Here is a 26,175-nt window from a genome sequence, read left to right as displayed (position 1 = left end):
CGTGTTGTACACCGTATAGCGCACGCTATACGGTGTACAACATGTCTTCGTCCCCCGGTCATCCCAGGCGCTGGCTGATCCTCGGCGTCATCTGCCTCGCCCAGCTCACCGTGCTGCTCGACAACACCGTCCTGAACGTGGCCATCCCCTCGCTCACCCGTGAGCTGCACGCGGCCACCTCCGGCATCCAGTGGATGATCAACGCCTACTCCCTGGTGCAGTCGGGCCTGCTGCTCAGTGCCGGCAGCGCCGCCGACCGCTACGGGCGCAAGAGGATGCTGATCGCGGGGCTGGCCCTGTTCGGCACCGGTTCGCTGGTGGCCGGGCTCGCCGGGTCCACGACCCAGCTGATCGCCGCGCGGGCCGGCATGGGCGTCGGCGGCGCGCTGCTGCTGACGACCACGCTGGCCGTGGCCATGCAGATCTTCACGCCCGAGGAGCAGCCGAAGGCGATCGGCGTCTGGAGCGCGGTCGCTGCGCTCGGCTTCGCGGCGGGCCCGCTCATCGGCGGGTTCGTACTGAACCACTTCCGGTGGGGAGCGATCTTCCTGATCAACATCCCGGTCGCGGTGCTGGGCCTGGTCGCCGTGGCCGCTCTCGTACCCGAGTCCAAGAACCCTCGGGGCGAGGGTCCGGACCTGCTCGGCGCGCTGCTGTCGACCATCGGCATGGCCGCGCTCGTCTTCGCGATCATCTCCGGCCCGCGCCACGGCTGGACCTCGGCGCGGGTGCTGGGCACGGCCGCCGTCGCGGTGGTCGTGCTCGGTGCCTTCGCCTGGTGGGAGAGCCGGGTGGCCGAGCCGATGCTCGACGTCCGCTTCTTCCGGGACCAGCGGTTCATGGGCGCGGTCGCCGGGGCCGTGCTCATCACCTTCGGCATGGGAGGAGCGCTGTTCCTGCTGACCCAGCACCTTCAGTTCGTGCTCGGGTACGGGCCGCTGGAGGCAGGCCTGCGGACCGCTCCGCTGGCGTTGACGGTGGTGCTGCTCAACTTCACGGGACTGTCGGCGAAGTGGTCCCGCCGGCTGGGGACGCCGGTGTCCATCGCGCTCGGGATGGCGCTGATGTCCTTGGGACTGGTGGCCGTCGGGCAGTGGGACTCCGGTGGCTATGGCGGGACGCTGCTCGGTCTGCTGCTGATCGGGGCGGGGTGCGCCGTCGCCAACCCGGCGATGGCGCACGCGATCATGAGCGCGATCCCTCCGGAGAGGGCCGGGGTGGGGGCCGGCATCAACGGCACCGTTGCCGAATTCGGGAACGGTCTTGGTGTTGCCGTCCTGGGTGCTGTGCTCAGCTCTTCCGTGGCCTCGGGGAAGTCGTTGTCGGCCGGGCTCGGAGCCGGGCAGATGGTGGGGGCCGTTGCCGTGCTGACGGGTGGGCTGCTGGCCGCGGGCCTTTTGAAGCGGGCGGAGGGGAAGGCCGCCTGAGAGCTCGGGGCGCCCGGGTATGTGTGGCACGTGCGGGTGTGCGGTGGTTTCTCGCGCCCACGCGGCGGTAGCCGCATATCGAGGCAGCCTCGCGCCCCTTAAGTTGGACCAGTGGCCGGAAACTAGGAAGGTGTGCCGGTGGTGAAGGAAGCAGGTCGGTCCCCGCGGGCCAGCGTCTGGCTGGAGGAGAAGACCCGCCGCGGTGGCCGGAGCGGCGGGCAGCCGTCGGGACTCGACCGCGGACGGATCACCTCGGTCTCCGTACGACTGCTGGATGCCGAGGGCCTGGCGAAGTTCTCCATGCGGCGGCTGGCCGCGGAGCTGAACGTCACCGCGATGTCCCTGTACTGGTACGTCGACACCAAGGACGACCTGCTCGAACTCGCCCTCGACGCCGCCTTCGGGGAGTTGCGGCTGCCCGATGCGGACGCCGGGGCCGAGGACTGGCGCGAGCAACTGCGCGCACTGGCCACCGAGTACCGGGCCCTGCTGGTGCGCCACCCCTGGCTGTCCCCGCTGGCGGGACGCTACCTCAACATCGGCCCGAACTCACTGGCCTTCTCCCGCGCGGTGCAGCGGGTCGTCCGCAGGGCGGGGCTGCCCGCGCGCGGAGTGACGGGGGCGATCGCTGCGGTCTTCCAGTTCGTGTACGGCTTCGGCACCATCGAGAGCCATTTCATCGCCCGGATCGCGGACACCGGGCTGAGCCCCGACGAGTACCACGAGCAGGCCATGGCCATGGTGTCCGAGGCCCCCGGGACCGCCGAGGTGGTCAAGGAGTCCACGGACATCATGGCGGCCCGCGGCGGCGACACGGTCGGCGAGATGCTGGACCGGGACTTCGACTTCGCCCTTGACCTGCTGGTCGCCGGCATCGAGGCGATGGTCGGCCGCGGCTGACTACTCCTCGCCCGCAGCCAGCCGCGCCGGAAAGCCTCCGGTGGCGACCGGTCCCCAGCGCTCCGGCGTCACCCGGATGATCGACTTGCCCTGCTTGACCATCGCCGCGCGGTACTCTTCCCAGTCGGGGTGCTCGCCGGCGATGTTGCGGTAGTACTCGACCAGGGGTTCCACCGAGTCGGGGCTGTCGACGACCTCGGCCGTGCCGTCGATCTGGACCCAGGGGCCGTTCCAGTCGTCGCTCAGCACGACCAGGCTGACCCGGGGGTCGCGCCGGGCGTTGCGGGTCTTGGCCCGCTCGGGGTAGGTGGAGACGACGATCCGCCCCGAGTCGTCGACCCCGCAGGTCAGCGGGGAGGCCTGCGGCCCGCCGCCGGACCGGCGGGTGATCAGCAGGGCGCGGTGACGAGGTCGTACGAAGTCCAGCAGCTCGTCCAGCGATACACGGGTGTTGGTAGCGATGTTCGGTGCCATGGGGGCAGCCTAGGGGCAGTGCGGGCCCCCGGGGCTGACCCTGCTGTGCCTACGCCTGGGGCAGCGCGTCCCCTTGCACCGCCTGGATGTCCAGCTCGACCTTCAGGGTCGTGCCGATCGCGGCGATACCGGCCTGCAGCACCTGGTTGTAGTTCATGGCGAAGTCCTCGCGGTGCAGCTCGGCCGTCGCGCGGAACGCGGCGCGGGTGCCGCCCCACGGGTCCGCGCCGGTGCCGAGGTAGGCGAGGTCCAGGTCCACCGGTCGTACGACGCCGTGCATGGACAGCTCGCCCTGGACCGTCCAGCGGTCGGAGCCCGACTGGGTCAGGCCCGTCGAGCGGTAGGTGATCTCCGGGTGGTTCCCGACGTCGAGGAAGTCACCCGAACGAAGGTGCGTGTCCCGCATGCCGTTGCCCGTGTCGATGGACGCGGCCTTGATCACCGCCTCCACACGGGACTTGGCGACGTCGTCCGGCGCGATCTCGATCGTGCCGCCGAACTCCGTGAACCGGCCGTGCACACTGGAGATCCCCAGGTGCTGGGCGACCGCGGCGACGGAGGAGTGCACCGGGTCGATGGTCCAGGGCCCGGGCGGCGGCAGCTCGGTGCCGCCCTGCCGGGCCAGTGTGATCGTGCCGACCTCGGCCCGCCCGCTCGCGGTGACGATCGCGGAGGAGGCCGCGGGCGCGTAGCCGACGGCCGTCACGATCACCGTGTACGCCCCCGGCGTCAGCTCGGTGGTGTCCCGTACGGCTCCCTCGGCGTCCGCGTCGGCGCGCAGCACCTGCGTACCGGTCATGTCGGTCACCGTGACGACCGCGTGCGACACGGCCCACCCGTCCCGCGTACGGATCTTCGCGGTCAGTCCCATCCCGTTTTCTCCCTGCAAAGCCTTACAAAATGGTCGTAGTGAACCGGCCCGTGACGGGGACACCTCCGCTCGGAGCGTGCCCCGCCACGGGCCGGGTGGAACTACTCGCCGGGGTGGGCGAGTTCGATGTCGTGGCCGTCGGCCCCGGCGCCGGCGAGGGTCAGCGCGGTGGCCACCGGCGGGTAGCCGGTCGCGATGACGGTGTACTCGCCGCTGTCCAGGTCGGTGAAGGCGTACGCCCCGTCGGCGCCGGTGGTGGCGGTGCCGACCACGTTGCCCGCCTGGTCGACGAGGGTCACCCGGGCGTCGGCCAGCGGGCCGTGCGGGGCCCGGACCACGCCCTGGAGCTGGGCGCCGGCGTCCAGGTCGACCTCGATCCGGGTGACCCCGGTGGCGCCGATCTCGACCGGCAGCGCACGCGGCCGGAAGCCGTTCGCGTTGACGGCCAGGGTGACCGTGCCCGGCACCAGGTCGGTGAGGGCGAACTGGCCCTGCTCACCGGTGGCGGCGGTGGCCAGCAGGTCACCGCGCACATCGGTGACGATCACCATGGCGTCCTTGACCGGCAGCGCGCTCCCGGCGGCCCGGACCACACCGGTCAGCCCGCTGGTGCCGCTGAGCAGGATGTCGTACGACAGCGGCTCCTCGCCCACCACGACGGTGGAGGCCTGCGGCTGGTAGCCGTCGGCGGAGGCGATCAGGACGTAGCTGCCGGTGCCGGGGGCGTCGACGGAGTAGGAACCGTCGGCCTGCGCGACCGCGCGGCCCAGCTGGCGGCCGGACAGCGAGATCAGGGTGACCGCGGCCTGCGGGACCGGGGCGCTCTCGGCACCTCGGACGAAGCCGTGCAACGGGGTGCCGCCACCGGTACCGGGCCCGGCGATCGTGGCGACGGCGGTCGCCACCGGGTGGGCGGCCGCTGCCGTGGCCGGCGACTCGGCGGAGGCGTCCGGCACGACGGGCGTGGCCCAGCTGGGCACCTGCTGCGCTGCGGGTTCCTGCACGGTGTCCTCCAGGGTGGTCTCGACGGCGGCGGCTTCCGCGACGGCGCCGGCCTTCTCCTGCGCGGCCTGGGTCAGCGCGCCGGTGGTCCGCAGCGGAACCTCCTTGATGAACAGCACCGTGACGAACGCGATCAGGGCGAAGGGGGCCGCGTAGAGGAAGACGTCGGCGATGCCGTGGCCGTAGGCGCCTTCCAGCCAGTTGCGGACCGGCTTGGGCAGCGCGTTCATGTCCGGCAGCTCGCCGCCGCCCACGGCCTTGGCCGCGGCCAGCCGCGCCTTCGGGCTCAGGTCGGTGATGGAGTCCTTGGCGTAGTGCGTGATCCGCTCCGACATCACCGAGCCGAGCACGCCGACGCCGACCGCACCGCCGAGGGAGCGGAAGAAGCTGACGGTGGAGGAGGCGGCGCCGAGGTCCTTGGGGGTGACCTGGTTCTGCGTGGACAGGACCAGGTTCTGCATCATCATGCCGACGCCGATGCCCAGGAGCGCCATGTAGACGGACAGCTCCCAGTAGGGGGTGTCGTAGCGCATCAGGCCGAGCAGGGCCAGACCGGCCGTCAGGAACACACCGCCGGCGACCAGCCAGCCCTTCCAGCGTCCGGTGTTGGTGATGAACCGGCCGGAGACCATGGAGGCGACGAACAGGCCGCCGATCATGGGGATGGTCATGACGCCGGACATCGTCGGGGACTTGTCGCGGGCCAGCTGGAAGTACTGCGAGAAGAAGACGGTGCCCGCGTACATGCCGACACCGACGAACAGTGAGGCCAGCGAGGCCAGTGAGATCGTGCGGTTGCGGAACAGGCGCAGCGGGATGATCGGCTCGGAGGCCCTGGTCTCGGTGAACACGAACAGCAGCGCCAGCACGATCGTGCCGCCCACCATCGTGTACGTCTGCCAGGACAGCCAGTCGTACTTGTCGTTGGCGAAGGTCACCCAGACCAGCAGCAGCGAGGCCGCGGCGGTGATGAAGAAGGCGCCGGTCCAGTCGACCTTGACCTTCCGCCTGGTGACCGGAAGGTGCAGCGTCTTCTGCAGGACGACCAGCGCGATCAGCGCGAAGGGGATACCGACGTAGAGGCAGTAGCGCCAGCCGAGCCAGGAGGTGTCGGTGATGACGCCGCCGAGCAGCGGGCCGCCGACGGTGGCGACGGCGAAGGTGGCGCCGGTGTAGCCGGAGTACCGCCCGCGCTCACGCGGGGAGATCATCGCGGCCATGATGACCTGCACCAGGGCGGACAGACCGCCGGCGCCGAGGCCCTGGATGACACGTGCGCCGATCAGCATCGCCGGGTTCTGCGCGAGACCGGCGACGACGGAGCCGATGATGTAGATGACCAGGGATATCTGGACGAGGGCCTTCTTGCTGACCAGGTCGGCGAGCTTGCCCCACAGCGGCACGGAGGCCGTCAGGGCGAGCAGCGCCGCGGTGACGACCCAGGTGTAGGCGGACTGACCGCCGCCGAGGTCCTTGATGATCGTCGGCAGTGCGTTGGTGACGATCGTCGAGGAGAGGATGGCGGCGAACAGGCCCAGAAGCAGGCCGGACAGCGCCTCCATGATCTGCCGGTGCGTCATGGGGGCGTGCTCCGCGGAGCCTCCCCCGTGCTTGGCATGAGCCCGCACACCGGCTGGTGTGGTCGTTGCCATGGGCTTCCTTTTCTTACGTGCTTGCGGGTGTACGGGTGGTCTGTTCGACTGCGGGGGCGGCCACGGCGGCCGGGAGCCGGAACTGGGTGGCCCGGCAGTCGCCGAAGGACTCGCGCAGGCGGGTCATCAGCCGGATCAGCTGGGCGACCTCCTCGTCGGTCCAGTCGGCGAGCCGTTCGGCGAGCAGATGCGTGGTGCGCCGGGACAGCTCGTGCAGCTGCTCCAGGCCCGCGGGCGTCAGGCGCAGGATGCGCGAGCGCTTGTCCGCCGGGTCCGGGTGCCGTTCGATCCAGCCGCGCACGGCGACGTGCGCCACATGCCGGCTGGTGACCGACATGTCCACGGCGAGCAGCTCGGCGAGCTTGCTCATGCGCATGTCCCCGTGGCGCCCGAGCAGGGTCAGCACGGCGGCCGAGCCGGCCGGACAGTCGGGCGGCAGGATCCGCCCCATGTCCCGCTTCACGGCTCCGACGGCGCTGAGCTGACGTGCCAGCTCCTCGAACTGCGCCTGCTCCGCCATCACACCTCCCGCATTCGTTGCTTGGGGCAACCATAATCCTGTTTGGTTGCTGCAGGCAAATAAATGGGGGTCGAGGTGAGTAAAAACTTGACAAAAGCAAGTATTGCAACTGTAAACATGCAGGTCGGTGCGGGCGAGGTGCCCCCGTCTGTCCCGGTGGCCCCCTACTTGGGCGGCCCGGCCCGTCTTCGCTAAGGTCTCGGGCCATGGCTAACACCCAGGGCCCCCAGGGCAATTACGACCCCGCCGGCAACACCCAGATGTTCCGCGCGTTCGTCGACGAGGCTCCCCAGGGCCGGCAGCAGCAGGCGGCCGCATCCTCCGGTCCCCGCATCGGCCTGATCATCGGCGTCATCGTCGCCATCGCCGTGGTGGCCGGTGTCGCCTGGCTCGCGCTGAAGTAGAGCTCACCCGGGACTCGCCTCCCGGGCTCACTCCCACTGGACGGACACGTCCCGCGTCTCGATGTGCATGCCGAGCGGCACGCGCCAGGCGTCGACGCACACCGTCCAGGTGGGGTTCCTCTGCGTGCCCGGCGCGATCGGCACCGGGAGGTCGACCGTCGAGGCGACCGTCCCCCAGTCGATGCCGAGCGCGCCGATGATGTGCGTCCCGAACGTCACCGAGCCCGAACGCACCGCCGTCCCGCCGGAGTTGCGGAAGCCGACGGTCACCTTCTGGCACCAGCGCTGATCGGTCGGCTTCGTCGTGGGCCCGTCCCAGAAGAGGTCGGCGGGCGTGGGCGGCCTGCTGCTGGGTCCGGGGGCCGGGGGCGGTGAGGCGGCGGGCGGTGTCGTACCGGCGCCCGGGCCGCCGGAGGGGCGGGGCGCGCCCGACGGGCTGGGCGCGCCAGAGGGGCTGGGCGTGCCCGGTGGAGGTGCCGTCCGCTCCGGGCTGCCGGGGGCCGCATTCGAGGCGCTGTTCCCCCGGGGCGAACCCGGCTCGCGGGAGACCGGGTTGCCCCTTGCGCCGCCGCCGTCGAGCGGTACCAGCGTCACCGGCCCCGTAGGTGCGGCCGCCGCGCTCCCCCTCGGGCCACCGGCCGCGCCGACCGCGACATAGCCGCCGCCCGGGCCGTGGTCCCCGCAGGCGGCCAGAACCCCGCCCAGGACGACGACGGCCGCCGACGCTGCCGTTACGGCGCCTCGGCGGCCACGAGTCCGTCTCGCACCTGTCGTCCCGGCCGTCCCGCGCGGCCCTGTCGCTCGCAGCATCGGGCCAGTGTGGATGACGGGTCGTCAGAAATGAAGGGTCAGTCCGAGATCAGGCCCTCCCGCAGCTGGGCCAGCGTCCGGGTCAGCAGCCGGGAGACGTGCATCTGCGAGATGCCGACCTCCTCGCCGATCTGCGACTGGGTCATGTTGGCGAAGAACCGCAGCATGATGATCCGGCGCTCCCGGGGCGGGAGTTTGGCCAGCAGCGGCTTCAGCGACTCGCGGTACTCCACGCCCTCCAGGGCCGTGTCCTCGTAGCCGAGCCGGTCGGCGAGCGAGCCCTCGCCGCCGTCGTCCTCGGGGGCCGGGGAGTCCAGCGAGGAGGCGGTGTAGGCGTTGCCCACCGCCAGGCCGTCGACCACGTCCTCCTCGGAGACGCCGAGGACGGCGGCCAGCTCGGTGACCGTGGGGGAGCGGTCCAGTTTCTGGGACAGCTCGTCGCTGGCCTTGGTCAGGGCGAGGCGCAGCTCCTGCAGCCGGCGCGGGACCCGGACCGACCAGGAGGTGTCCCGGAAGAACCGCTTGATCTCGCCGACCACCGTCGGCATCGCGAAGGTCGGGAACTCCACGCCCCGCTCGCAGTCGAAGCGGTCGATCGCCTTGATCAGGCCGATGGTGCCGACCTGGACGATGTCCTCCATCGGCTCGTTGCGGGAGCGGAAGCGCGCGGCCGCGTAGCGGACCAGCGGCAGGTTCAGCTCGATCAGGGTGTCGCGGACGTAGGCACGCTCGGGGCTGTTCTCGTCGAGCGCGGCGAGCCGCAGGAACAGGGATCGGGACAGAGTGCGGGTGTCGATGTCACCCGCGGCCGGCAGGGCCGGCAGGTCGGCGGCCGCCGGGGCGGGCGGGGCCGGCACGGCGTCGAGGGCCGTGACGCCCTCGATGCCGTCGAGGACGTCGAGTGCGTCGAGCTCCTTGGGCGCTGCCTCGCTGGTCGCGGGCGTCAGCACCTTCGAGCTGCCCTGTTCTGCGGACATGCCACCCCCTTTGGGTCGCGGGACGGTCGTGGCGGCGTCGTCTTTCGAGCAACGCAGCCTTCACCTGAATACCGGCACGGAAGGCTCGGCAAACGCGTCTTCCGCAGAATGTCACATGTCGGCAACACGCTGTAGTGACATGTCGACATGTGTGAGGTGAATCGGCCCTGGAAAGAGGGGGTCTGACGCTTTTTCGGGGCTGAACTGTCGGCATCTGCGCTGGTGAGCGATTCGCTCGCCGCGGTGATGGATCGCTCGGGTTTGCGATGCAGGCCGTGTTCCCGGGTGTGCTTCCGTGCGCCCGCTGTGCTCCGCCTCGGGCCCTTCTACGCGTCGATGCGATTCGCGGAGCGCAGGCGCTGGAAGCTGCGGGCCAGGAGCCGGGAGACGTGCATCTGGGAGACGCCGAGTTCCGCGCTGATCTGCGACTGGGTGAGATTGCTGTAGTAGCGGAGGAGAAGGATTCTCTGTTCGCGCTCGGGGAGTTGGACGAGCAGATGCCGGATCAGATCCCGGTGCTCCACGCCGTCCAGGGCCGGGTCCTCGTAGCCGATGCGGTCCAGCAGTCCGGGCAGGCCGTCGCCCTCCTGCGCGGCCTCCAGGGAGGTGGCGTGGTACGAGCGCCCGGCCTCGATGCAGCTCAGCACCTCCTCCTCGCTGATCCTGAGCCGCTCGGCGATCTCGGCGGTGGACGGGGAGCGGCCGTAGAGCGTGGTGAGGTCCTCGGTGGCGCTGTTGACCTGCACCCACAGCTCGTGCAGCCGGCGCGGTACGTGCACCGTGCGGACGTTGTCCCGGAAGTACCGCTTGATCTCGCCGACCACCGTCGGCATCGCGAAGGTCGGGAACTGGACTCCCCGGTCGGGATCGAACCGGTCGATGGCGTTGATCAGGCCGATGGTGCCGACCTGGACCACGTCCTCCATCGGCTCGTTGCGGGAGCGGAAGCGGGCGGCGGCGTAGCGCACGAGCGGGAGGTTCGCCTCGATCAGTGCCCCCCGCACCCGGTTGTGCTCCGGCGTGCCGGGCGTGAGCTGCTTCAGCTCTGCGAAGAGGATCTGGGTCAGGGCGCGGGTGTCGGCGCCGCGCCGCTTCTCGGGTGGCGGGGAGGCGGGCGCGGGAGCGGGAGTGGCTGCCTCCTCCTGGGGTGGCGCAGTACTGGCCGACACGGTCAACGCCACCTCTTCATCGGTCAATCATCCGTCAAAAGCGGTCATAGCATCACAAGACATGTGCACGCTGCGCAAGCACCGCATAACGCCGTGTTGTGGTCGCACTCTGACAGCGGGGACGACGAGTTGGGGCGCCGAACACACGAAAGCCCCCCGCCGTTCCGGCAGGGGGCTCGGGTGGGCGTCGGCTCAGAACTCGTAGTCGGCGATCACCCACGTGGCGAACTCGCGCCACAACGCGACACCCGCCTGATGGGCCGGGTGCTCCAGATAGCGCTTGAGGGCGTCGGTGTCCTCGACGGCGGAGTTGATCGCGAAGTCGTAGGCGATCGGCCGGTCGCTGATGTTCCAGGCGCACTCCCAGAAGCGCAGCTCCTCGATCCGGTCGCCCAGCGACCTGAAGGCCTCCACGCCCGTCACGACCCGCGGATCGTCGCGCTCGACGCCCTCGTTGAGCTTGAAGAGGACCAGGTGGCGGATCATGGGGGGTACCTCAGCTCTTTCCTCCGTTGGCGACCCAGGTCATGAAGTCGCCGATGGCCTTGGCCGCGTCCGATATGCCCTCGAAGCCTATCTGGACGTAGTCGGCGGCCTTGGCCGGGTCCGTGATGATCACGTACAGCGCGAAGACCACGAGCACGTATACGGCGATCTTCTTGGCGTTCACCGCCACCGCGGCCTCCCCTGTGCGTGCGCCCTGCGCGCCCCTGTATGTCCGCCCTGCGGGCCCCTGCTGCCGGCGGCGAGTGTAACCTTCGCGCCCCTTCCGGGAACCAACGGCCCGCTGTCCGGGCTTTTTTGCCGGGCCCGACACCCGCGTCGCGGCACGGGACGGACCCGCAGGCCGGTGGGTCCGGCAGGGATCCGCAGGGCGTGGACGGGCCCCGACCACCGGGCGCGGGCCGCCGCCATTCCCCCGCGGACGGCGCGCACTTGGGGGTCCACTCGCCCTCCGTCGCCTCCCCGGGACGTGCGAAGGGCCCCGTCCTGCGACGGGGCCCTTCTCGGAGCGGTAGCGGAGGGATTTGAACCCTCGGTGACTTGCGCCACACTCGCTTTCGAGGCGAGCTCCTTCGGCCGCTCGGACACGCTACCGAGGGAGACCTTACAGCACACGGGGGTGTGGTTCTAAATCGGTATTCAGCGGTCCCGGAAAAACTCGGTGAGGAGCCGGGCGCAGTCCGTCGCGAGGACGCCCGCGACGACTTCCGGCCGGTGGTTGAGCCGCCGATCGCGGATCACGTCCCACAGCGAGCCGGCCGCTCCCGCCTTCTCGTCCCGGGCGCCGTAGACGACCCGGTCGACGCGGGACTGGACGACCGCGCCCGCGCACATCGTGCACGGCTCCAGGGTGACCACGAGCGTGCAACCGGCCAGCCGCCACTCCCCGAGCCTGGTGGCGGCCCGCCGCAGCGCGAGGACCTCCGCGTGGGCCGTGGGGTCACCGGTGGCCTCGCGTTCGTTGTGCCCGGCGGCGAGCACCGTCGTACCGTCCGGGGACAACACGACGGCGCCGACGGGGACGTCCCCGCCCCGGACGGCCCGTCGGGCCTCGTCCAGGGCGAGCAGCATCGCGGGCCGCCAGCGGTCGCGTACCGGGTCCGTCGGGACTGCCGTGTCGTCGTTCGCGGTGGTCAGCGGACGGTCTCCAGGACCTCCGAGGCGCCCAGGGCCTCGGCGATCGTGCCCAGCGCGTCCTCGGCGTCCAGCGAGCGCAGCTCCTTCTCGCTGATGCCCAGGTCGTCGAGGATCTGGCTGTCGCCCACCGGGCTGTGCGGCACCGCGTCGGCGGCGGTGCCCTCCTCCTCGTCGTCCTCGTCGGACTCGGACTCGCCGTCCTCCGTGCCGTCGAGGTCCAGGGAGTCCAGGTCCGGACCGTCGTCGGCGCCGGGCTCCCGGCCCAGCAGCTCGTCGGTGAGCAGCAGCTCGCCGTACGCGCTGCGCTGGGCGGCGGCCGCGTCCGAGACGTAGATGCGAGGGTCGTCCTCGCCGTCCACGCGGACGACGCCGAACCAGGCGTCCTCCTGCTCGATCAGGACGAGCACCGTGTCCTCGTCGGGAGAGGCTTCCCGGGCCAGGTCGGCCAGATCCGACAGGGTCTCCACATCGTCGAGCTCTGTGTCGCTCGCTTCCCACCCGTCTTCGGTGCGCGCGAGCAGTGCGGCGAAGTACACCGTGACTCTCCCACTGGTCATAGGCGTGCCGGTTGGGGGTCCCCCCGGCGGAGGTACTTGGGCGGAGAGAGCCTGGGCTCCGAGCCCCACCCACTCGGAATCGTGGCAGAAACAAGGCGCTCAGGGGACGTCTTCGGCTCCCTGTGTCTTGCAGCCACCTGCGGATCGTACGCGGCTTTGCCAGGCACGCACGCACACCCACCTCGCAAACACCGGTGCGGGCGCGGATCTTCCTTACTCAGGACTTCCCTGCCAGATCTTGCCCAACAGTGTCCCTTTCCTGCAGGCGGCCTACCAGCGGAACGTCCGCATGCGCATCGCGTGGCGCAGTCGGGCGGCCTTGGCGCGCCGGGGCTGGACCCGGGCACGCAGGGCCCGCGCCTCGGCGAGTTCACGCAGGAACCGGGCGCGGCGGCGCCGGCGCTCGGCCTCCGTCTCGGGCGCGGCGGCATCGTGTGTCGCGGGCTCGCCGGCGGCCCCGGCGCGGGCCGTGCCGCCGGGCGTGTTCTCGGGAAGGTCAGGCAGGTCAGGCACGTCACACCACCCCAGTTCCGTCCTTCCCACTTTCCCTCGGACGGCCGCTTCGATGCCAGGGCCGGAGGGGTTTCCCGCCGCGGGTACCGTTAGGGGCATGCGTCTCCACGTCGTCGACCACCCCCTGGTCGCCCACAAGCTCACCACGCTGCGCGACCAGCGCACCGACTCCGCGACCTTCCGCCGGCTCGCCGACGAACTGGTCACCCTGCTGGCCTACGAGGCCACGCGGGACGTGCGCACCGAGGCCGTCGACATCCGGACGCCGGTCGCCCGGACGACCGGCGTCAAGCTCGCCCGCCCCCGCCCGCTGGTCGTGCCGATCCTGCGCGCCGGCCTCGGCATGCTGGACGGCATGGTCCGGCTGCTGCCGACCGCCGAGGTGGGCTTCCTGGGCATGATCCGCAACGAGGAGACGCTGCAGGCCTCCACCTACGCCTCGCGCATGCCGGAGGACCTCTCGGGCCGTCAGGTGTACGTCCTGGACCCGATGCTGGCCACGGGCGGCACGCTGGTCGCGGCGATTCAGGAGCTGATCAAGCGGGGGGCCGACGACGTCACCGCCGTGGTCCTCCTCGCCGCCCCCGAGGGCGTCGCACTGATGGAGCGGGAGCTGGCGGGGACGCCGGTGACCGTGGTCACGGCGGCCGTGGACGACCACCTCAACGAGCACGGGTACATCGTGCCCGGGCTGGGGGACGCGGGGGATCGCCTCTACGGGGCCGCCGAGTAGCTGTCCGGGGCGGTTCTCAGCAGCCCTTCTTAGCAGAAGCCGTCGGCTTCGGCGCCGTCAGGGCCGTCAGTGCCTGCTGTGCCGCCGTCGGCTCGGCCAGGCTCTTGAAGCCGTCCCCGAGGATCAGGTCGACGTCGGCGCCCTTGCGGGTGTCGGTGCGCTGCTCGGCGCCCGGGAGCTGGGTGCCGAGCACTGCGAGCGAGGTGTTCTGCGCGCTGGCCGGTCCGAGGACCACGCCCGCGCTCTGGACCTTCTTGTCGAACTCCTTGCCGGCGTTGCCCACGTCACCGATCTTGAAGCCGCGCTTCTTCAGCTCGTCCGCGGTGGTCTTGGCGAGCCCGGTGCGCGCGGTGGCGTTGTAGACGTTCACGGTGATCCGGTCCGGCTTCGGCAGGGCGTTCACCTGTGCGGCCGTGGCCGTCCTGGGACGGCAGGCGGTCTTCGAGCCGGCCGCCGCGGTCTTCTTGGCACCGCCGGCGAAGACATCGATGAGCTGCAGGGTGCCCCAGCCGATCAGGCCGAGCACGGCGACGGTCGCCACCACGGCGGCGACGAGTCTGCCGCGTCGGCGCGGCGGACGCATCCGGGGGTATTTGTCCCCCGTGATCCGGTACTGGCCGCCCATGCCGGGGGGAGTGAGCATGCTCATGGGCGCAGCGTAGTGCGCCCGAGCGGCGATGCCTATTAAATGATCAGTCGATGCCGCTCAGCGGAACCCGAAAGGGCCAAGGTCCGGCGGCCGTGCCGCGGCGGGTCAGTCGAGTTCGAGCACGCGTGCGTGCAGCACCTGGCGCTGCTGGAGAGCGGCGCGGACCGCGCGGTGCAGCCCGTCCTCCAGGTAGAGGTCGCCCTGCCACTTCACGACGTGCGCGAAGAGGTCGCCGTAGAACGTCGAGTCCTCCGCCAGCAGGGTCTCCAGATCGAGCTGCTGCTTGGTGGTCACGAGCTGATCGAGGCGGACCGGGCGCGGCGCGACGTCCGCCCACTGCCGGGTGCTTTCCCGGCCGTGGTCGGGGTACGGCCGGCCGTTTCCGATGCGCTTGAAGATCACACGGAAAGCCTACCGGTCAAGACCTTCCGGGCGCAGCCATGGCGGCGGAGTGCACCGCTTGAAAAGATGCCGCGAAAGGGTCAAACATGCCGCTATTGGGAGCAGGGTACCGAGATGAGCGGCAGCGGGACGCGGCGCGATCCGCCCCGGGTGCCCTCCGCCGAGAAGGTGAAGATCGTCCCGGGGCACGTCCTTCAGGGCTCCGCTCTCGCCCCCGCGCGGCCTCCTGTGGGACGGCGCCTGCCCCCGGACGCCCGGGGCCCGCATCCCGCTCCCGGGCAGTCGGCGGCTCGCCCCTCCACGCCGTGCACACCGTTGTGCACAGGCTGTGGACCGCGAGCCGGAGCAGGAGCGGCTCAGTGCCCGGGTGGTGTTCGGCTCCGGCGGTGTCCGGGTCCGGCGAGTGTCCGGGTCCGGCGGTGTCCGGGCCGGACGTGAGAGCACCGGCTCCCGGTTTTGCACGGCCCGGCGTGGGCGGTGGTCCGCCCACGCCGGTACCGGTTCAGTGGTTCCGCTCCTTGGGCGGCCGCTGTGGTTCCTCCTTCTGTTCCGGCCTGGGCGCCGTCGCCCGCCGGGCCTCGGCGCGCAGCAGGGCGCGCAGCACGGCGTAGGGATCCATGGGCATGGCTGTGCTCCTTGCGTCTGACGGACCTTGCGCGGGGACGCGGGTCTGTCAGCAGCGCAGGACCACCGTGCGGAGCGGGGGCGGGGCGTACGGCACGCGGGGCGCGGCGCGGCACGGCACGGCCGCGGGGTGGACGGGCGCAGCGCCGGGGAGGGGCGCGGGGCGCTCGGGTACGTCGGCCCGGTGGACGGCGCGGGCGGGGGGCTCTACGAGCGTGTCCAGGACGTCGTGCTCGAAGGTCCCGGCGGACATGCCCAGCGCAGGGGCCGCCTGGGCCTGCACATGGGCGCCGGGCACCCACAGGGCGAGCAGCAGCACGAGCACCCGCAGCAGACCGCGGCTGCGGGGGAGGCTCGCGGTCCTGCTCACGGCAGGTGTGTGCCCGGGGCGGGCGCGGGGGGGCAGCACCGCGTGCAGGAGATTCGCCCGCACGGCGTACGAGCGGGCTCCTCGTTCGACGCCGGCGTTCACAGCGTCCGTGGCACCGACTTGGCCCGGCCGCGGATGCCGAACGCGGTGACGATCTCCAGGATTCCCACGACGACCAGCCAGATGCCGGCGACGACGGTCAGTACGGCGACCGACCGGAACGGCGAGTCGATGAGCACGATCCCTGCGGCGAAGGTGACGACGCCCAGCAGGATCTGCCGGCCCCGGCCGGGCATCCGGGAGTCCTGCAGGGCGGCGATGGTCTGGGTGATCCCGCGGATCAGCCAGCCGATGCCGATCCACAGGGCGAGCAGCAGGATCGACTGCATGGGCCCGCGGAAGCAGAGCAGGCCGAGCAGGATCGACAGGGCGCCGCTGATGAAGGCCAGCACGCGCAGCGAGGTGGTCTGGTGCGTGCCGAAGGCGGACATCAGCTGGAAGATGCCGCTGATCAGCAGGTACAGACCGAAGAGGATGCCGGCGGCGAGCAGGGAGTGGCCGGGCCAGACCAGCACCAGGACGCCCAGGACCAGCGAGGCGATGCCGGTGCCCAGGACCACCTGCCAGGCGGCCCGGGACAGCGCGTGCAGCGGGCCCTCGAACGCTGGTTCGGGCTCGTGCCGGTGGCCCGGTCCCGGCGTCGCGTGGACGTTGCGGTCGTCGTACTCACGGCCCCAGTCCGGACCGGTGTTCGGTGCCTCGGTCATGGTCCATGCTTGGACCGGCCGCCCACCGTCCGCCACCCGGGTGGGCCGACGGGCTTACCTCCCGGCCTTCGCCGACTTGGCGGACTTCGCCGCCGCCTTCATCTCCTGCTTGTGGGCGCGGACCTTGGCCAGCGACTGTGGGCCGGTGATGTCGGCGACCGACCGGAAGGACTTCGGCTCGCCGTACGCCCCCGCGGCCTCCCGCCAGCCCTTCGGCGTGACCCCGAGCTGCTTGCCGAGCAGCGCGAGGAAGATCTGTGCCTTCTGTTTGCCGAACCCGGGCAGCTCCTCCAGCCGCTTCAGCAGCTCGGGACCGGTCTGCACGCCGCGCCACACCGCCTCCGCGTCGCCGTCGTAGTGCTCGGCGAGGTACTGGCACAGCTGCTGGATGCGCTTGGCCATCGAGCCCGGATAGCGGTGCACGGCCGGCTTCTCGGAGAGCAGCGCGGCGAAGGCCTCCGGCTCCATCGCGGCGATGTCGTGCGCGTCGAGGTCGCCGGCGGCTCCCGCGCCGAGCCGGTCGGCGATGGTCCGGGGACCCTTGAACGCCCATTCCATCGGGACCTGCTGGTCGAGCAGCATGCCCACCAGCGCGGCGAGCGGCGAGCGCCCGAGCAGCGCGTCGGCCTCGGGATCCTGGGCGAGGTGCAGGGTGACGTCCATGGGTCGATGATCACCCGGCCCCGCGCCGGACGCAGCCGGGGGGCCCGACCACCCGGTCACTGCGGCGGACCGCCCCGGTCAGGTGAGCAAGGTGGCCGATCTCTGCGTACCTGTACGAAGGCGCGCCTGCAGCGAGGCGGGTGGGCCGGTCCTGGTGGTGGACGGAGGGGACGAGGTGCTGCGCGACCGACACCGATGGCCACGACGGCTGACCATGCTGTGCGCGGGCCTCCTGCTCCTGCTGCTCGGCACCGCGGCCCCCGCCTCGGCCCACGCTGCCCTGCGCACCACCGACCCGGCCGACGGAAGCGTCCTGGGCACGGCCCCGCGGCACGTCACCCTGACCTTCAGCGAGTCGGTGGGCCTGCTCACCGACTCCTTCCGGGTCTACGCCCCCGACAACCATCTTCTGCGCACCGGCGCCGCCGACCACGTCCCCGGCCGCTCGGACACGGCCCGTGTGCCGCTCCCCGCCAAGCTCGCCACCGGCACCTACACGGTCGCCTGGCGGGTGGTGTCCGCCGACAGCCATCCGGTGTCCGGCGCCCTCACCTTCTCGGTCGGCAAGCGCACCGCGACCGCCGCGAGCCCGGTGCCCGACCGCACGGAGAACCCCGCCACGGCGGCCCTGTACAACATCGCCCGCTACCTCTCCTATCTGTCCGTGGCCTTCCTCCTCGGCAGTGCGGCGTTCGTGGCGTACTGCCGCCCACCGGCGGCGGCCCCGCTGCGCACCCCGGCACTCGCCGCAGCCTGGACCCTCCTCGCCACCACGACCGTCCTGTACCTCCTGCGCACTCCCTACGAGGAGGGCACCGCCCCCGCCCTCTCCCTGCGCGACCTCACCCATCCGGCCGCCACCCGACCGGGCGCCCTCCTGCTCGTCCGGCTCGTGCTGCTGCTCCTGGCCGGCGCCGCCGTGACGCTCCTGCGGGCCCGCCGCAGAAGACTCCCGCGCCGTACGACGCTCGTCGTGGCCGCGTCCCTCTCGCTGCCCCTCGCCCTGACCTGGACGGCGGCCGAACACGCCTCGGCGGGCATCCAGGTGCCCGTGGCGATCACCTCCGGCACCCTCCATCTGCTGGCCATGGCGGCCTGGCTGGGCGGCCTGGCCTCCCTCCTGCGCACCCTGCCCCGCACCTCCCTCGCCACCCTGGCCCGCTTCTCCCGCCTGGCGTTCGCCTCCGTGACCGTCCTGGTCGTGACCGGCGTCTACCAGTCCTGGCGGGGCCTCGGCTCCTGGCAGGCGCTGACGGACACCACGTACGGCCGCACCCTGCTGGCCAAACTGGCGGCGGTCACCGCACTTCTGCTGGCGGCGGCCTGCTCCCGCACCTGGACCACCCGCCTGCTGCACATCCGGGCGACCCGTACGACGCCCGCGGTCCGCACCCCGGAACCGGCGAACGGCCCCCCACTGCCCCCGCTCCCCCCGGAACCCGCGACCCCGCTCCCGGACCCCCCGTTCCACGTCCTTCGCCGTTCGGTGCTGGCCGAGGTGGCCGTCGCCGCGGTGGTCCTGGCCCTGACGACCCTGCTCACGAGCACCGTGCCCGGCCGCGCGGCCGTCGAGGCGGCCGAGGCGCGGACACCGGCGGCCGGCATCCCGACGGCTTCCGTCACCACGGTTCCGTTCGACACCGGCACGCCCGGCGGCCACGGCATGGTCCAAGTCACCCTGGACCCGGGCCGCGTGGGCCGCACCTCCGTCCAGGCGGTGGTCTACGGCCCCGACGGCGGCCTGTCCACGGTCCCCGAACTGCGTGTCTCCTTCACCCTGCCCAGCCGGCGGATCGGCCCCCTGGACACCAAGCTCACCGACCGGGGCGGCTACTGGGCGGCCGACTCCTTCGGCCTGCCGATGCCGGGAACGTGGACGATGAGGGTCACGGTGCGCATCTCGGAGGTGGATCAGGTCAGCGTGACCCGGAACGTGCGGATCAGCGGCTGACAGAGGAGTCCGGAAAACCCCCGAAAGACAGAGGGTAATCCATCGGGCCGCACCGGGCCAGTGCCGTTCAAGTGCCGTCCTGCGGCAGTTGAACAGGGAATTCGACTGCTGCCGGACGGCAGTTGAACAGCCATTCAGGACGGTTGACCCAACTCCCGTCCCCGGGCCAAGATTTCATCAGTCGCCGGGAACAACCCGGGGAAAACGGTGAAGGGAAGTGAATCACGATGGAGAACGTCGAGTTCGACGACATCGAGTTCATCGAGACGGCCGAGGAGCTGCTCGCCACCTCCTACTACAAGAACATCCAGTAATTGTTCTTGAAGTAGCGCAGTGGTGAGAGGGCGGCGTCTTCGGACGCCGCCCCTCGCTGTATGACCGGCAGAACCGAGCAAAGAGCTGGAAGGTTGTCGCAGTGACGACATCAGATGAGGCCTGGGAAGAGCGGATCGCCGCCCTGTGGGCAGCCCTCGACGACCACGAGGAGGAGGAATTCCTCGAAAAGGTGAGGGGGCTCACGGCGGAACTTCCGGCGGGTGACCCGAGGATCCCCTTCGAACTCGCCTGTGCGCATGACTCCACGGGCAGTTCCGACCGCGCGGTCCCGCTCTACCGGCAGGCGCTGGAGGCCGGCCTCACCGGCGTGCGCCGCCGCCGCGCGGTGATCCAGCTGGCCAGCTCGCTGCGCAACGTCGGCCAGGTCAAGGAGAGCGTGACCCTTCTGGAGACCGAGCGCGAGGCCGGTTCCGACGCCCTGGACGACGCGGTGGCCGGCTTTCTCGCCCTCGCGCTCGCGGACGTCGGCCGGGAGCGGGAGGCCCTCTCCTACGCACTCGTCGCACTGGCCAGACACCTGCCGAGGTACAACCGTTCGCTCGCGAACTACGCCCGGGACCTGACCGGAGAGCCCGCGTAATCGCCCGCTGCGCGCGGCCCGGGTGCCTTCACCACGGCACCCGGGCCGCTTTTTGTTTTCCGTCGCTGTTCAAGTGCCGCCGGGCCGAAGTTGAACTCATTGACCCAACTCCCGGTTCCGGGCGAAGATTTCATCAGTCGCCGGGAACAACCCGGGGAAAACGGTGAAGGGAAGTGAATCACGATGGAGAACGTCGAGTTCGACGACATCGAGTTCATCGAGACGGCCGAGGAGCTGCTCGCCACCTCCTACTACAAGAACATCCAGTAATTGTTCTTGAAGTAGCGCAGTGGTGAGAGGGCGGCGCCTCCGGGCGCCGCCCCTCGCCGGAACCTTCGCGGGCCACTCACGGCTTCCCCGTCCCATACGCAATCGAATTAATTGAGAGGCAGGCATGGCGGAGTACGCATTCGCGGACCTGGTGGGAGACGAGCAGGTCTTCTTCACCGAATACTTCAACAAGAAGCCCATGCTGCGGAAGAACGCCGTGCCGGGGGACCCGCGCGACATACTCTCGCTCCGCAAGCTGGACCAGCTGGTGAACCTCGAGGTGATCCGGCCGCCGTACATCAAGGCCAACCTCAAGGGCAACGGCGTGCCCGAGCAGGGCTACAGCCGCAATGTCGTCGTGCAGGGGCAGACCATCACGGACGTCGTCGACCCCGAGAAGCTCTACGAGCTCTTCCGGGCCGGCGCCACCCTGACCTGGTGCTCGCTCAACCAGATCGACCCCGGCATGCGCGACTTCACCCGTGTGATCACCGAGAAGATGGCGGTGCGCACGGACACGGTCGCCTTCCTGACGCCGGCGGGGAAGAAGGGCTACCCGCCGCACCACGACCCGGTCGACCTGTTCATCGTCCAGCTCGAGGGCACCAAGCACTGGAAGCTGTGGAACCCGCCGACCCCGCGGCTGGGCGACAACGCCCAGTACACCCTGGAGGGTCTCGGCGAGCCGGAGATCGAGGTCTCCCTTCAGCCCGGTGACGTGCTCTACCTGCCCTACGGCACGCCGCACGCGGCGACCGCCGAGGCCAAGGCCTCCCTGCACCTGTCCATCATGATGCGTCCGCGCATGTGGCGGGACCTGTTGTGGGAGACCCTCGAACCGCTGTTCACCGACGAGGTGTTCACCGGCTACCCGCACATCGGCGAGTGGCGCGAGGTGGACGTCGAGGCCGCCTTCAAGGACAAGGTCCAGGAGCTGGTGGCGCGTCTGGCGTCCGTCGACGCGGCGGCCGAGCTCGACCGGCTCGCCGACATCGGCCGGCACCTGGACGGCAGCTCCAAGGGCACCACCTTCCAGAACATCGCCGACACCGACGACATCGGCCCGGACACGCGGTTGCGCCGCGGCAGCGTGGCCGTGACGTTCGGTGACGACGAGGACGGCCGCACCCAGCTGGTCGTCAAGGGCCACAAGATCGCGGTACCCACACCGATCGCCGAAACCCTGGCCGCGCTCGGCCCGGACGCGGAGATCGCGGCGTCCCACGTGTTCCCCGGTGTGGACGTGCTCCGCTCGGCCAAGGCCGCTCAAGGACTCACCCGCCTGGGCGTGTTCGAGCTGGCCGCGGCCGGGTGACGAGCCGCCGGTACCCCTCGCGAACCGTCGCGGGTCCCCGCACCTGAGGGGCCCGCGGCGGCTTCGCCGGGTGTCGGGCGGCGCCAGCCCCGACCCAGCAGCAGGAGGCAGGAGAAGGTGGACACCTACTCTTTCGAGGACTTCGTCGGCGACACGGACGTCTTCTTCACCCAGCACTTCGACCGGAAACCGCTGCTGCGCAGGGGTGCGCTCGCGGGCCGGCTGGCCGGTCTGCCCTCGGTCCGGCACCTCGACGACCTTCTCGCCCTGGAGACGGTCCCGCCGTCGTACGTGCGGGTGACCAAGGGCGGCAAGGGCGTGCCCTCCGGCGCCTACACGCGCACGGTCGCGCGCGGCGCCGCGCTCGCCGAGGCGCTCAACCCGGAGAAGGTGTACGAGCTGTTCCGCTCCGGCGGCACCGTCACCTGGAACTCCCTCAACCACGTCCTGCCGTCCGCCCGCCGTCTGAGGGAGCCGTTCACCGACGCGCTCGCCTGCGACGCCGAGGTGGTCCTGTTCGTCACCCCGGCCCGCACCGACGGCTTCTCCCCGCACCACGACTCCATCGACGTCTTCGTCGTCCAGGTCGACGGCACCAAGACCTGGCGGGTGTGGGCCACGCCGGAACACCGCCGAGGCGACGAGGCCTCCTACACGCCGGAGGAGCTCGGCGAACCCGTCATCGAGGTGACGCTGGAGCCCGGTGACGTCCTGTACGTGCCGCACGGCACCCCGCACGCGGCGGCCGCCAAGAGCGAGCTGTCGCTGCACCTGTCGGTCGGGGTCGAGCCGCGCCGCTGGCGCCACCTGCTGCAGGACACGGTCACCGCGCTGGTCGAGGACGACGACTTCCACGCCTTCCCGTACCTGGCCGACGGCGAGGACGCCGCCGTGGCCGCGCTCGCCGGGAAGCTCGAGCTGCTGCGCGAGCGGCTCGCCCACCTGGACGCGGCCGCCGAGGCCAAACGGCTCGTCGCCGCCGGCCGCACCCGCAACGGGGCGGGCGGCACCCGGGAGTTCGCCCGGCTGGCCACGGTCGACACGCTCGGGCCCACGACCGTGATCCGCCGTACCGCCGTCCCCGTCGAGTTCGGCGTCAGCGACGGCGGCAAGACCACCCTGCAGGTCGCGGGCCACCGGCTGGCCGTGCCGGACGCCGTCGCCGACGCGCTGCGGGCTCTCGACGGCGACCGGACCGTCACCGCCGCCGCGTTCTTCCCCGAAGTTCCCGAGGCCAGGTCCCTCGGTGTCGCCCGCGGCCTCGCCCGGCTGGGCGTCCTCGAAGCCATGGGCGGCCCCTCGGTCGCACCCACCGCTCACCACGAGAGGAAGTGAGCCACGAGATGGCCACCGACACCACATCACCCACCACCGGGGCCGGCAGCCCGCCGGTCTCCCGGGCCGCCTGGCGCGACGTGTACATCCTGGCCGGGATGCGCGGCCTGTCCTTCGCCGGTGACATCGCCGCCGAGACGGCGATCGCCCTGCAGCTGCAGGCCAACGGCGCCGGCTCCTACGCCGTCATGGCCCTGCTGCTGGCCGCGACCGTGCCGCCGGTGCTGCTGTCGCCGCTGACCGGCAAGGTCGCCGACCGCTTCGACAGCCGGACCCTGATGGTCGCCGTCGGCTCCCTGCAGGCCCTGATCTGCGTGGCGATGACCATCTGGACCTCGCCGGCCGTCCTGATCGCCCTCTCCGCGCTGCTGTCCGCCGGACTCGCCTTCACCCACCCGGTGTTCGGCGCCCTGCCCAGCGCGATCGTCGGCAAGGACAACGTCCCGCGGGCCTCCTCGATCTCCCAGACCTGGGCCATGGCCGGCATGGTCGCCGCGCCCGGCATCGCCGGCTTCCTCATCGGCCGCTTCGGCGTGACCGTGCCGCTGCTCATCGACGCCCTCAGCTTCGCCGCCGTCGTGGCGGGCGGCCTGCTCATCCGCACCCGTCTGCACAAGGGCCGCGACGCCAAGGCCGCGGCCGGCAAGGACGCGGGCGCCGACGAGCCCGCCGCCACCCCGTACAAGGTGACCTCCGACCGCTTCCTGACCGCGGTGCTCATCCTGAGCGGCGCGGTGATGGCGGCCGCGAGCATCATCAACGTCCTCATCGTCTTCTACGTCCGCGAGACCTTCGGCGCCTCCGAGGAGACGTACGGCCTGATCATGTCGGCGTGGATGCTGGGCCTGATCCCCGGCGGCATGCTGGTGCGCCGTCTGAAGCGGCTCAGCCACGAGGCCATCCTGATCGGCACGTTCCTCTGCATCGGCGTGGCCATCCTCGGTACCGGCCTGGCCCCGGGCGTCTGGTGGATCCTGCCCTTCTACGTCCTCGGCGGCATCGGCAACGGTGCCCAGGCGACGGTCACCCACATCCTGCTCAACGTCCGGGTGCCCGACACGCACCGCGGCCGTGCCTTCGCCGCGCTCGGCGCCGTCTCCAACACCGGCCCCGCGCTCGGCTACCTGATCGGTGGCGCCATCCTCAGCTTCACCACGCCGCGCTACGGCTTCCTCGCCGCCGGTGTGTTCGCCCTGGCCGCCCTGGCCGTCTTCGCCAACGGGGTGCTGAAGAACTCCGACGCCGAGGCGCCCGCCGCTCGACTGAGCGAGGCCACGCGATGACGGTGGCCTCGGACCCGGCACTCGCTCCCGCGTACCTGCCGCACGACACGGAACCGGATGCTTCCGTCAGGCCGCAGGACGACTTCTACCGCTTCGTCAACGGGCGCTGGGTGGACGGCTACGCACTGCCGGCCCACCGGGCCGAGGCCACCACCCTGACCCTGCTGGCGGACCAGGTGGAGGGCGACGTGGAGCGGGTCATCCACGACGCCGTCGCCCACCCGGAGCGCAGCGGTGCCGACCGCCGCATCGCCGGCCTGCACGCCAGCTTCATGGACGAGGAGCGCATCGAGGAACTGGGCGCCGCCCGGGGTTTCGCGGCCGACCTGGCCGCCGTCGGGGCCGCCGCCGACCGCGAGGCGCTGGCCGAGGTCATGGGCCGGCTGCAGGCCCAAGGGGTGGGCAGCGCCTGGGACTTCTCGGTCGCCGTCGACACCGCGCGGGCCGACCAGTACGTCCTCACCCTCTCTCAGGCGGGCCTCGGGCTGCCCTCGGCGGGCCACTACGGGCGCACGGAGCTGGTGGCCGGCTACACCGGGCACATCGCCGTGATGCTCGGCCACGCCGGGCTTCCCGACGCCGGCCGGGCCGCGGACGACGTCGTACGCCTGGAGACCGGGCTGGCCGCACGGCACACCGTGGCCCAGCCCGGCAGCCGGACCCCGGTACGGCCGCTGACCTGCACGGCCGGCGAACTCGCCGCCCGGGAGGGCGGGTTCCCGTGGGCGGCCTGGCTGCGCGGCCTGGGCGACGTGCCGGAGACGGCCACGGTCCGGCTGCGCCAGCCGGACTTCGCCGGCGGACTGGACGAGTGGTGGCGCAGCACCGGCCTGGACGAGCTGCGGCTGTGGCTGTCGTGGCGGTACGTGCACGAGATGGTGCCGTTCGGCCCGCGCCAGGTCTTCGCGGACAACTTCGCCTTCTACGGCCGTACTCTGAACGGCTTCACCGAGCCGCGGCCGCGCCGCCTGCGGGTGATCTCCTTCGTCGAGACGTTCCTCGGCGACGCCATCGCCGAGCGCTATCTCGCCGAGCACCTCGCCCCGGGCACGGTCGAGGCCGCCCGCGAGCTGGTCGCGGCGCTCGTGGACGCCTACCGCGAGCGCCTGGAGCGGGCCGCGTGGATGGCACCCGGCACCCGGGAGGCCGCCCTGCGCAAGCTCGACGACATGGTGTTCGAGATCGGGCACCCGCAGGCCGCCGGGCCGGACGGCGAGGACGCCCTGCACGTGGATCCCGCGGATCTGCTGGGCAACGTCAAACGCGGCCGGGCCCGGCACATCGCCCGGGAACTGGCCCGCCTCGGCACCCCGGTCGACCGCACCGAGTGGAAGATCCACCCGCATCAGGTCACCGCCTACTACCGGCACGGACTCAACCAGGTCGTCATCCCCGCCGGACTGCTGCGGCCACCCGTGTTCGACCCCGCGGGCGACCCCGCGCGGAACTTCGCGGTGCTGGGCGCGATCGTCGGGCACGAGATGGCGCACGCCTTCGACAGCCGCGGCTCGCGCTACGACGGCCGTGGCCGGCTGCGGGACTGGTGGGCGCCCGAGGACCGGGCCGAGTTCGCCCGCCGCACGCAGCTGCTCGTCGCCCAGTACGACGCGTACGAGCCGGAGGGCTTCCCGGGGCTCAGGGTCAGCGGGGCCCGCACGGTCGGCGAGAACATGGCCGACATCGCCGGAGTCACGGTCGCGCACGCGGCGTTCGCCGCCCGCCGGGGCACGTGCGGACCCGAGGAGACGCGCCGCTTCTTCGCCCACTGGGCGACCATGTGGCGCGCCCGCACCACCGCGGCACGGATGGCCGAACGGCTCGCGTCGGACCGGCACCCGCCCGCCGAGTTCCGCTGCAACGGCGTGCTCGGCCACGTCGACGCCTTCCACGACGCCTTCGACGTGCGTCCCGGCGACGGCCTGTTCATCGACCCCGCACAGCGTTTCTCCCTTCTGTGAGCCTTCCGTGAGTCTGTGAGGA

The 26,175-nt window shown here is 71.4% G+C and carries 28 protein-coding genes and 1 tRNA gene; 10 read left to right on the top strand and 19 right to left on the bottom strand.

The genetic code is table 11. From position 1 onward, the window contains the following. The first annotated feature begins 41 nt into the window (after positions 1-41). Complete coding sequence (locus tag ABZ919_RS29475; RefSeq protein WP_361253525.1) at positions 42-1,427, top strand: MFS transporter; 1,386 nt, start codon at positions 42-44, stop codon at positions 1,425-1,427. 141 nt (positions 1,428-1,568) lie between these two features. Further along, positions 1,569-2,327: a TetR/AcrR family transcriptional regulator gene (locus ABZ919_RS29470; protein WP_361253523.1), complete on the top strand. Its 759-nt coding sequence runs from the start codon at positions 1,569-1,571 to the stop codon at positions 2,325-2,327. Here ABZ919_RS29470 and ABZ919_RS29465 read toward each other — a convergent pair whose 3' ends face one another. The 4 genes from ABZ919_RS29465 to ABZ919_RS29450 all read right to left on the bottom strand — a co-directional run bounded on the left by ABZ919_RS29465 (position 2,328) and on the right by ABZ919_RS29450 (position 6,846). Next, a complete protein-coding gene (locus ABZ919_RS29465) occupies positions 2,328-2,801 on the bottom strand; it encodes a PPOX class F420-dependent oxidoreductase (RefSeq protein WP_361253521.1) in 474 nt (157 codons plus the stop codon). Positions 2,802-2,850: 49 nt separating this feature from the next. After that, positions 2,851-3,672 carry a YceI family protein gene (locus ABZ919_RS29460; RefSeq protein WP_361253519.1) on the bottom strand — a complete coding sequence of 274 codons (822 nt, stop codon included), beginning with the start codon at positions 3,670-3,672 and terminating at the stop codon, positions 2,851-2,853. A gap of 101 nt (positions 3,673-3,773) precedes the next feature. Then, positions 3,774-6,326, bottom strand: a complete 2,553-nt coding sequence (locus tag ABZ919_RS29455; RefSeq protein ID WP_361253517.1) for an MFS transporter — start codon at positions 6,324-6,326, stop codon at positions 3,774-3,776. A 13-nt stretch (positions 6,327-6,339) separates the two neighbouring features. Next, a complete protein-coding gene (locus ABZ919_RS29450) occupies positions 6,340-6,846 on the bottom strand; it encodes a MarR family transcriptional regulator (RefSeq protein ID WP_361253515.1) in 507 nt (168 codons plus the stop codon). A 206-nt stretch (positions 6,847-7,052) separates the two neighbouring features. Between ABZ919_RS29450 and ABZ919_RS29445 the strand changes: the two genes are divergently transcribed. After that, entirely contained in the window at positions 7,053-7,250 is a 198-nt protein-coding gene (locus ABZ919_RS29445; protein ID WP_361253513.1) for a hypothetical protein, read from the top strand. Between the two features lie 27 nt (positions 7,251-7,277). On the opposite strand, the gene ABZ919_RS29440 is transcribed toward ABZ919_RS29445, so the two are convergent. From ABZ919_RS29440 to ABZ919_RS29400, 9 genes are all read right to left on the bottom strand, one after another. Beyond that, positions 7,278-8,060 (bottom strand): hypothetical protein, encoded by a 783-nt coding sequence (locus ABZ919_RS29440; RefSeq protein WP_361253512.1) that lies wholly within the window; start codon positions 8,058-8,060, stop codon positions 7,278-7,280. Between the two features lie 38 nt (positions 8,061-8,098). After that, positions 8,099-9,037, bottom strand: coding sequence for an RNA polymerase sigma factor SigF (locus ABZ919_RS29435; protein WP_361253510.1), 939 nt, complete (start codon positions 9,035-9,037; stop codon positions 8,099-8,101). Between the two features lie 326 nt (positions 9,038-9,363). Then, entirely contained in the window at positions 9,364-10,212 is an 849-nt protein-coding gene (locus ABZ919_RS29430; protein WP_361253643.1) for an RNA polymerase sigma factor SigF, read from the bottom strand. 186 nt (positions 10,213-10,398) lie between these two features. Further along, complete coding sequence (locus ABZ919_RS29425; protein WP_361253508.1) at positions 10,399-10,692, bottom strand: Dabb family protein; 294 nt, start codon at positions 10,690-10,692, stop codon at positions 10,399-10,401. A gap of 10 nt (positions 10,693-10,702) precedes the next feature. Further along, the gene (locus tag ABZ919_RS29420; RefSeq protein ID WP_031164587.1) at positions 10,703-10,882 is read right to left on the bottom strand and encodes a hypothetical protein; all 180 of its coding nucleotides are present in this window, start codon (positions 10,880-10,882) and stop codon (positions 10,703-10,705) included. Between the two features lie 337 nt (positions 10,883-11,219). Continuing rightward, a tRNA-Ser gene (locus tag ABZ919_RS29415) sits at positions 11,220-11,304 on the bottom strand. Positions 11,305-11,349: 45 nt separating this feature from the next. After that, positions 11,350-11,781, bottom strand: coding sequence for a tRNA adenosine(34) deaminase TadA (tadA, locus tag ABZ919_RS29410; RefSeq protein ID WP_361253506.1), 432 nt, complete (start codon positions 11,779-11,781; stop codon positions 11,350-11,352). A gap of 62 nt (positions 11,782-11,843) precedes the next feature. Beyond that, positions 11,844-12,383, bottom strand: a complete 540-nt coding sequence (locus ABZ919_RS29405; protein WP_361253641.1) for a hypothetical protein — start codon at positions 12,381-12,383, stop codon at positions 11,844-11,846. Between the two features lie 291 nt (positions 12,384-12,674). After that, positions 12,675-12,917, bottom strand: coding sequence for a hypothetical protein (locus ABZ919_RS29400; RefSeq protein ID WP_361253503.1), 243 nt, complete (start codon positions 12,915-12,917; stop codon positions 12,675-12,677). Positions 12,918-13,014: 97 nt separating this feature from the next. Here ABZ919_RS29400 and upp point away from each other — a divergent pair, with 97 nt between their 5' ends. Beyond that, positions 13,015-13,650, top strand: coding sequence for a uracil phosphoribosyltransferase (gene upp / locus ABZ919_RS29395; protein ID WP_361253501.1), 636 nt, complete (start codon positions 13,015-13,017; stop codon positions 13,648-13,650). A gap of 16 nt (positions 13,651-13,666) precedes the next feature. Here upp and ABZ919_RS29390 read toward each other — a convergent pair whose 3' ends face one another. From ABZ919_RS29390 to ABZ919_RS29365, 6 genes are all read right to left on the bottom strand, one after another. Beyond that, entirely contained in the window at positions 13,667-14,299 is a 633-nt protein-coding gene (locus ABZ919_RS29390) for a LytR C-terminal domain-containing protein (RefSeq protein ID WP_361253499.1), read from the bottom strand. A gap of 105 nt (positions 14,300-14,404) precedes the next feature. Then, positions 14,405-14,701, bottom strand: coding sequence for a type II toxin-antitoxin system VapB family antitoxin (locus ABZ919_RS29385; RefSeq protein WP_004943146.1), 297 nt, complete (start codon positions 14,699-14,701; stop codon positions 14,405-14,407). 502 nt (positions 14,702-15,203) lie between these two features. Next, on the bottom strand, positions 15,204-15,326 hold the full coding sequence (locus ABZ919_RS29380) for a hypothetical protein (protein WP_361253497.1): 123 nt from the start codon (positions 15,324-15,326) through the stop codon (positions 15,204-15,206). A gap of 48 nt (positions 15,327-15,374) precedes the next feature. Continuing rightward, positions 15,375-15,695: a hypothetical protein gene (locus ABZ919_RS29375; protein WP_361253495.1), complete on the bottom strand. Its 321-nt coding sequence runs from the start codon at positions 15,693-15,695 to the stop codon at positions 15,375-15,377. 98 nt (positions 15,696-15,793) lie between these two features. Continuing rightward, positions 15,794-16,462: an HdeD family acid-resistance protein gene (locus ABZ919_RS29370; RefSeq protein WP_361253493.1), complete on the bottom strand. Its 669-nt coding sequence runs from the start codon at positions 16,460-16,462 to the stop codon at positions 15,794-15,796. A gap of 54 nt (positions 16,463-16,516) precedes the next feature. Beyond that, positions 16,517-17,125: an HhH-GPD-type base excision DNA repair protein gene (locus ABZ919_RS29365; RefSeq protein ID WP_361253491.1), complete on the bottom strand. Its 609-nt coding sequence runs from the start codon at positions 17,123-17,125 to the stop codon at positions 16,517-16,519. A 214-nt stretch (positions 17,126-17,339) separates the two neighbouring features. Here ABZ919_RS29365 and ABZ919_RS29360 point away from each other — a divergent pair, with 214 nt between their 5' ends. The 6 genes from ABZ919_RS29360 to ABZ919_RS29335 all read left to right on the top strand — a co-directional run bounded on the left by ABZ919_RS29360 (position 17,340) and on the right by ABZ919_RS29335 (position 26,153). Next, positions 17,340-19,076 carry a copper resistance protein CopC gene (locus ABZ919_RS29360; protein ID WP_361253640.1) on the top strand — a complete coding sequence of 579 codons (1,737 nt, stop codon included), beginning with the start codon at positions 17,340-17,342 and terminating at the stop codon, positions 19,074-19,076. Positions 19,077-19,491: 415 nt separating this feature from the next. Continuing rightward, positions 19,492-19,992 (top strand): tetratricopeptide repeat protein, encoded by a 501-nt coding sequence (locus ABZ919_RS29355; RefSeq protein WP_361253489.1) that lies wholly within the window; start codon positions 19,492-19,494, stop codon positions 19,990-19,992. Between the two features lie 394 nt (positions 19,993-20,386). Beyond that, the gene (locus ABZ919_RS29350) at positions 20,387-21,577 is read left to right on the top strand and encodes a cupin domain-containing protein (protein WP_361253487.1); all 1,191 of its coding nucleotides are present in this window, start codon (positions 20,387-20,389) and stop codon (positions 21,575-21,577) included. Positions 21,578-21,694: 117 nt separating this feature from the next. Then, entirely contained in the window at positions 21,695-22,912 is a 1,218-nt protein-coding gene (locus ABZ919_RS29345) for a cupin domain-containing protein (protein WP_361253484.1), read from the top strand. Between the two features lie 8 nt (positions 22,913-22,920). Continuing rightward, positions 22,921-24,195: an MFS transporter gene (locus ABZ919_RS29340; protein ID WP_361253482.1), complete on the top strand. Its 1,275-nt coding sequence runs from the start codon at positions 22,921-22,923 to the stop codon at positions 24,193-24,195. Next, positions 24,192-26,153: a M13 family metallopeptidase gene (locus ABZ919_RS29335; protein ID WP_361253480.1), complete on the top strand. Its 1,962-nt coding sequence runs from the start codon at positions 24,192-24,194 to the stop codon at positions 26,151-26,153. The genes ABZ919_RS29340 and ABZ919_RS29335 overlap by 4 nt, the downstream gene beginning before the upstream one ends. Positions 26,154-26,175: the final 22 nt, after the last annotated feature.

It is taken from the genome of Streptomyces sp. NPDC046759 (assembly GCF_040645475.1).
Lineage (GTDB): Bacteria > Actinomycetota > Actinomycetes > Streptomycetales > Streptomycetaceae > Streptomyces.
This window is presented reverse-complemented; position numbering and strand designations above follow the sequence as displayed.

Bases quoted from the DNA above. Each gene is read 5' to 3' on its own strand.
- ABZ919_RS29475 (WP_361253525.1), top strand. From the start codon at position 42: ATGTCTTCGTCCCCCGGTCATCCCAGGCGCTGGCTGATCCTCGGCGTC.
- ABZ919_RS29465 (WP_361253521.1), bottom strand. From the start codon at position 2,801: ATGGCACCGAACATCGCTACCAACACCCGTGTATCGCTGGACGAGCTG.
- ABZ919_RS29460 (WP_361253519.1), bottom strand. From the start codon at position 3,672: ATGGGACTGACCGCGAAGATCCGTACGCGGGACGGGTGGGCCGTGTCG.
- ABZ919_RS29455 (WP_361253517.1), bottom strand. From the start codon at position 6,326: ATGGCAACGACCACACCAGCCGGTGTGCGGGCTCATGCCAAGCACGGG.
- ABZ919_RS29450 (WP_361253515.1), bottom strand. From the start codon at position 6,846: ATGGCGGAGCAGGCGCAGTTCGAGGAGCTGGCACGTCAGCTCAGCGCC.
- ABZ919_RS29445 (WP_361253513.1), top strand. From the start codon at position 7,053: ATGGCTAACACCCAGGGCCCCCAGGGCAATTACGACCCCGCCGGCAAC.
- ABZ919_RS29440 (WP_361253512.1), bottom strand. From the start codon at position 8,060: ATGCTGCGAGCGACAGGGCCGCGCGGGACGGCCGGGACGACAGGTGCG.
- ABZ919_RS29435 (WP_361253510.1), bottom strand. From the start codon at position 9,037: ATGTCCGCAGAACAGGGCAGCTCGAAGGTGCTGACGCCCGCGACCAGC.
- ABZ919_RS29425 (WP_361253508.1), bottom strand. From the start codon at position 10,692: ATGATCCGCCACCTGGTCCTCTTCAAGCTCAACGAGGGCGTCGAGCGC.
- tadA (WP_361253506.1), bottom strand. From the start codon at position 11,781: ATGCTGCTCGCCCTGGACGAGGCCCGACGGGCCGTCCGGGGCGGGGAC.
- upp (WP_361253501.1), top strand. From the start codon at position 13,015: ATGCGTCTCCACGTCGTCGACCACCCCCTGGTCGCCCACAAGCTCACC.
- ABZ919_RS29390 (WP_361253499.1), bottom strand. From the start codon at position 14,299: ATGAGCATGCTCACTCCCCCCGGCATGGGCGGCCAGTACCGGATCACG.
- ABZ919_RS29380 (WP_361253497.1), bottom strand. From the start codon at position 15,326: ATGCCCATGGATCCCTACGCCGTGCTGCGCGCCCTGCTGCGCGCCGAG.
- ABZ919_RS29370 (WP_361253493.1), bottom strand. From the start codon at position 16,462: ATGACCGAGGCACCGAACACCGGTCCGGACTGGGGCCGTGAGTACGAC.
- ABZ919_RS29365 (WP_361253491.1), bottom strand. From the start codon at position 17,125: ATGGACGTCACCCTGCACCTCGCCCAGGATCCCGAGGCCGACGCGCTG.
- ABZ919_RS29360 (WP_361253640.1), top strand. From the start codon at position 17,340: ATGCTGTGCGCGGGCCTCCTGCTCCTGCTGCTCGGCACCGCGGCCCCC.
- ABZ919_RS29350 (WP_361253487.1), top strand. From the start codon at position 20,387: ATGGCGGAGTACGCATTCGCGGACCTGGTGGGAGACGAGCAGGTCTTC.
- ABZ919_RS29340 (WP_361253482.1), top strand. From the start codon at position 22,921: ATGGCCACCGACACCACATCACCCACCACCGGGGCCGGCAGCCCGCCG.
- ABZ919_RS29335 (WP_361253480.1), top strand. From the start codon at position 24,192: ATGACGGTGGCCTCGGACCCGGCACTCGCTCCCGCGTACCTGCCGCAC.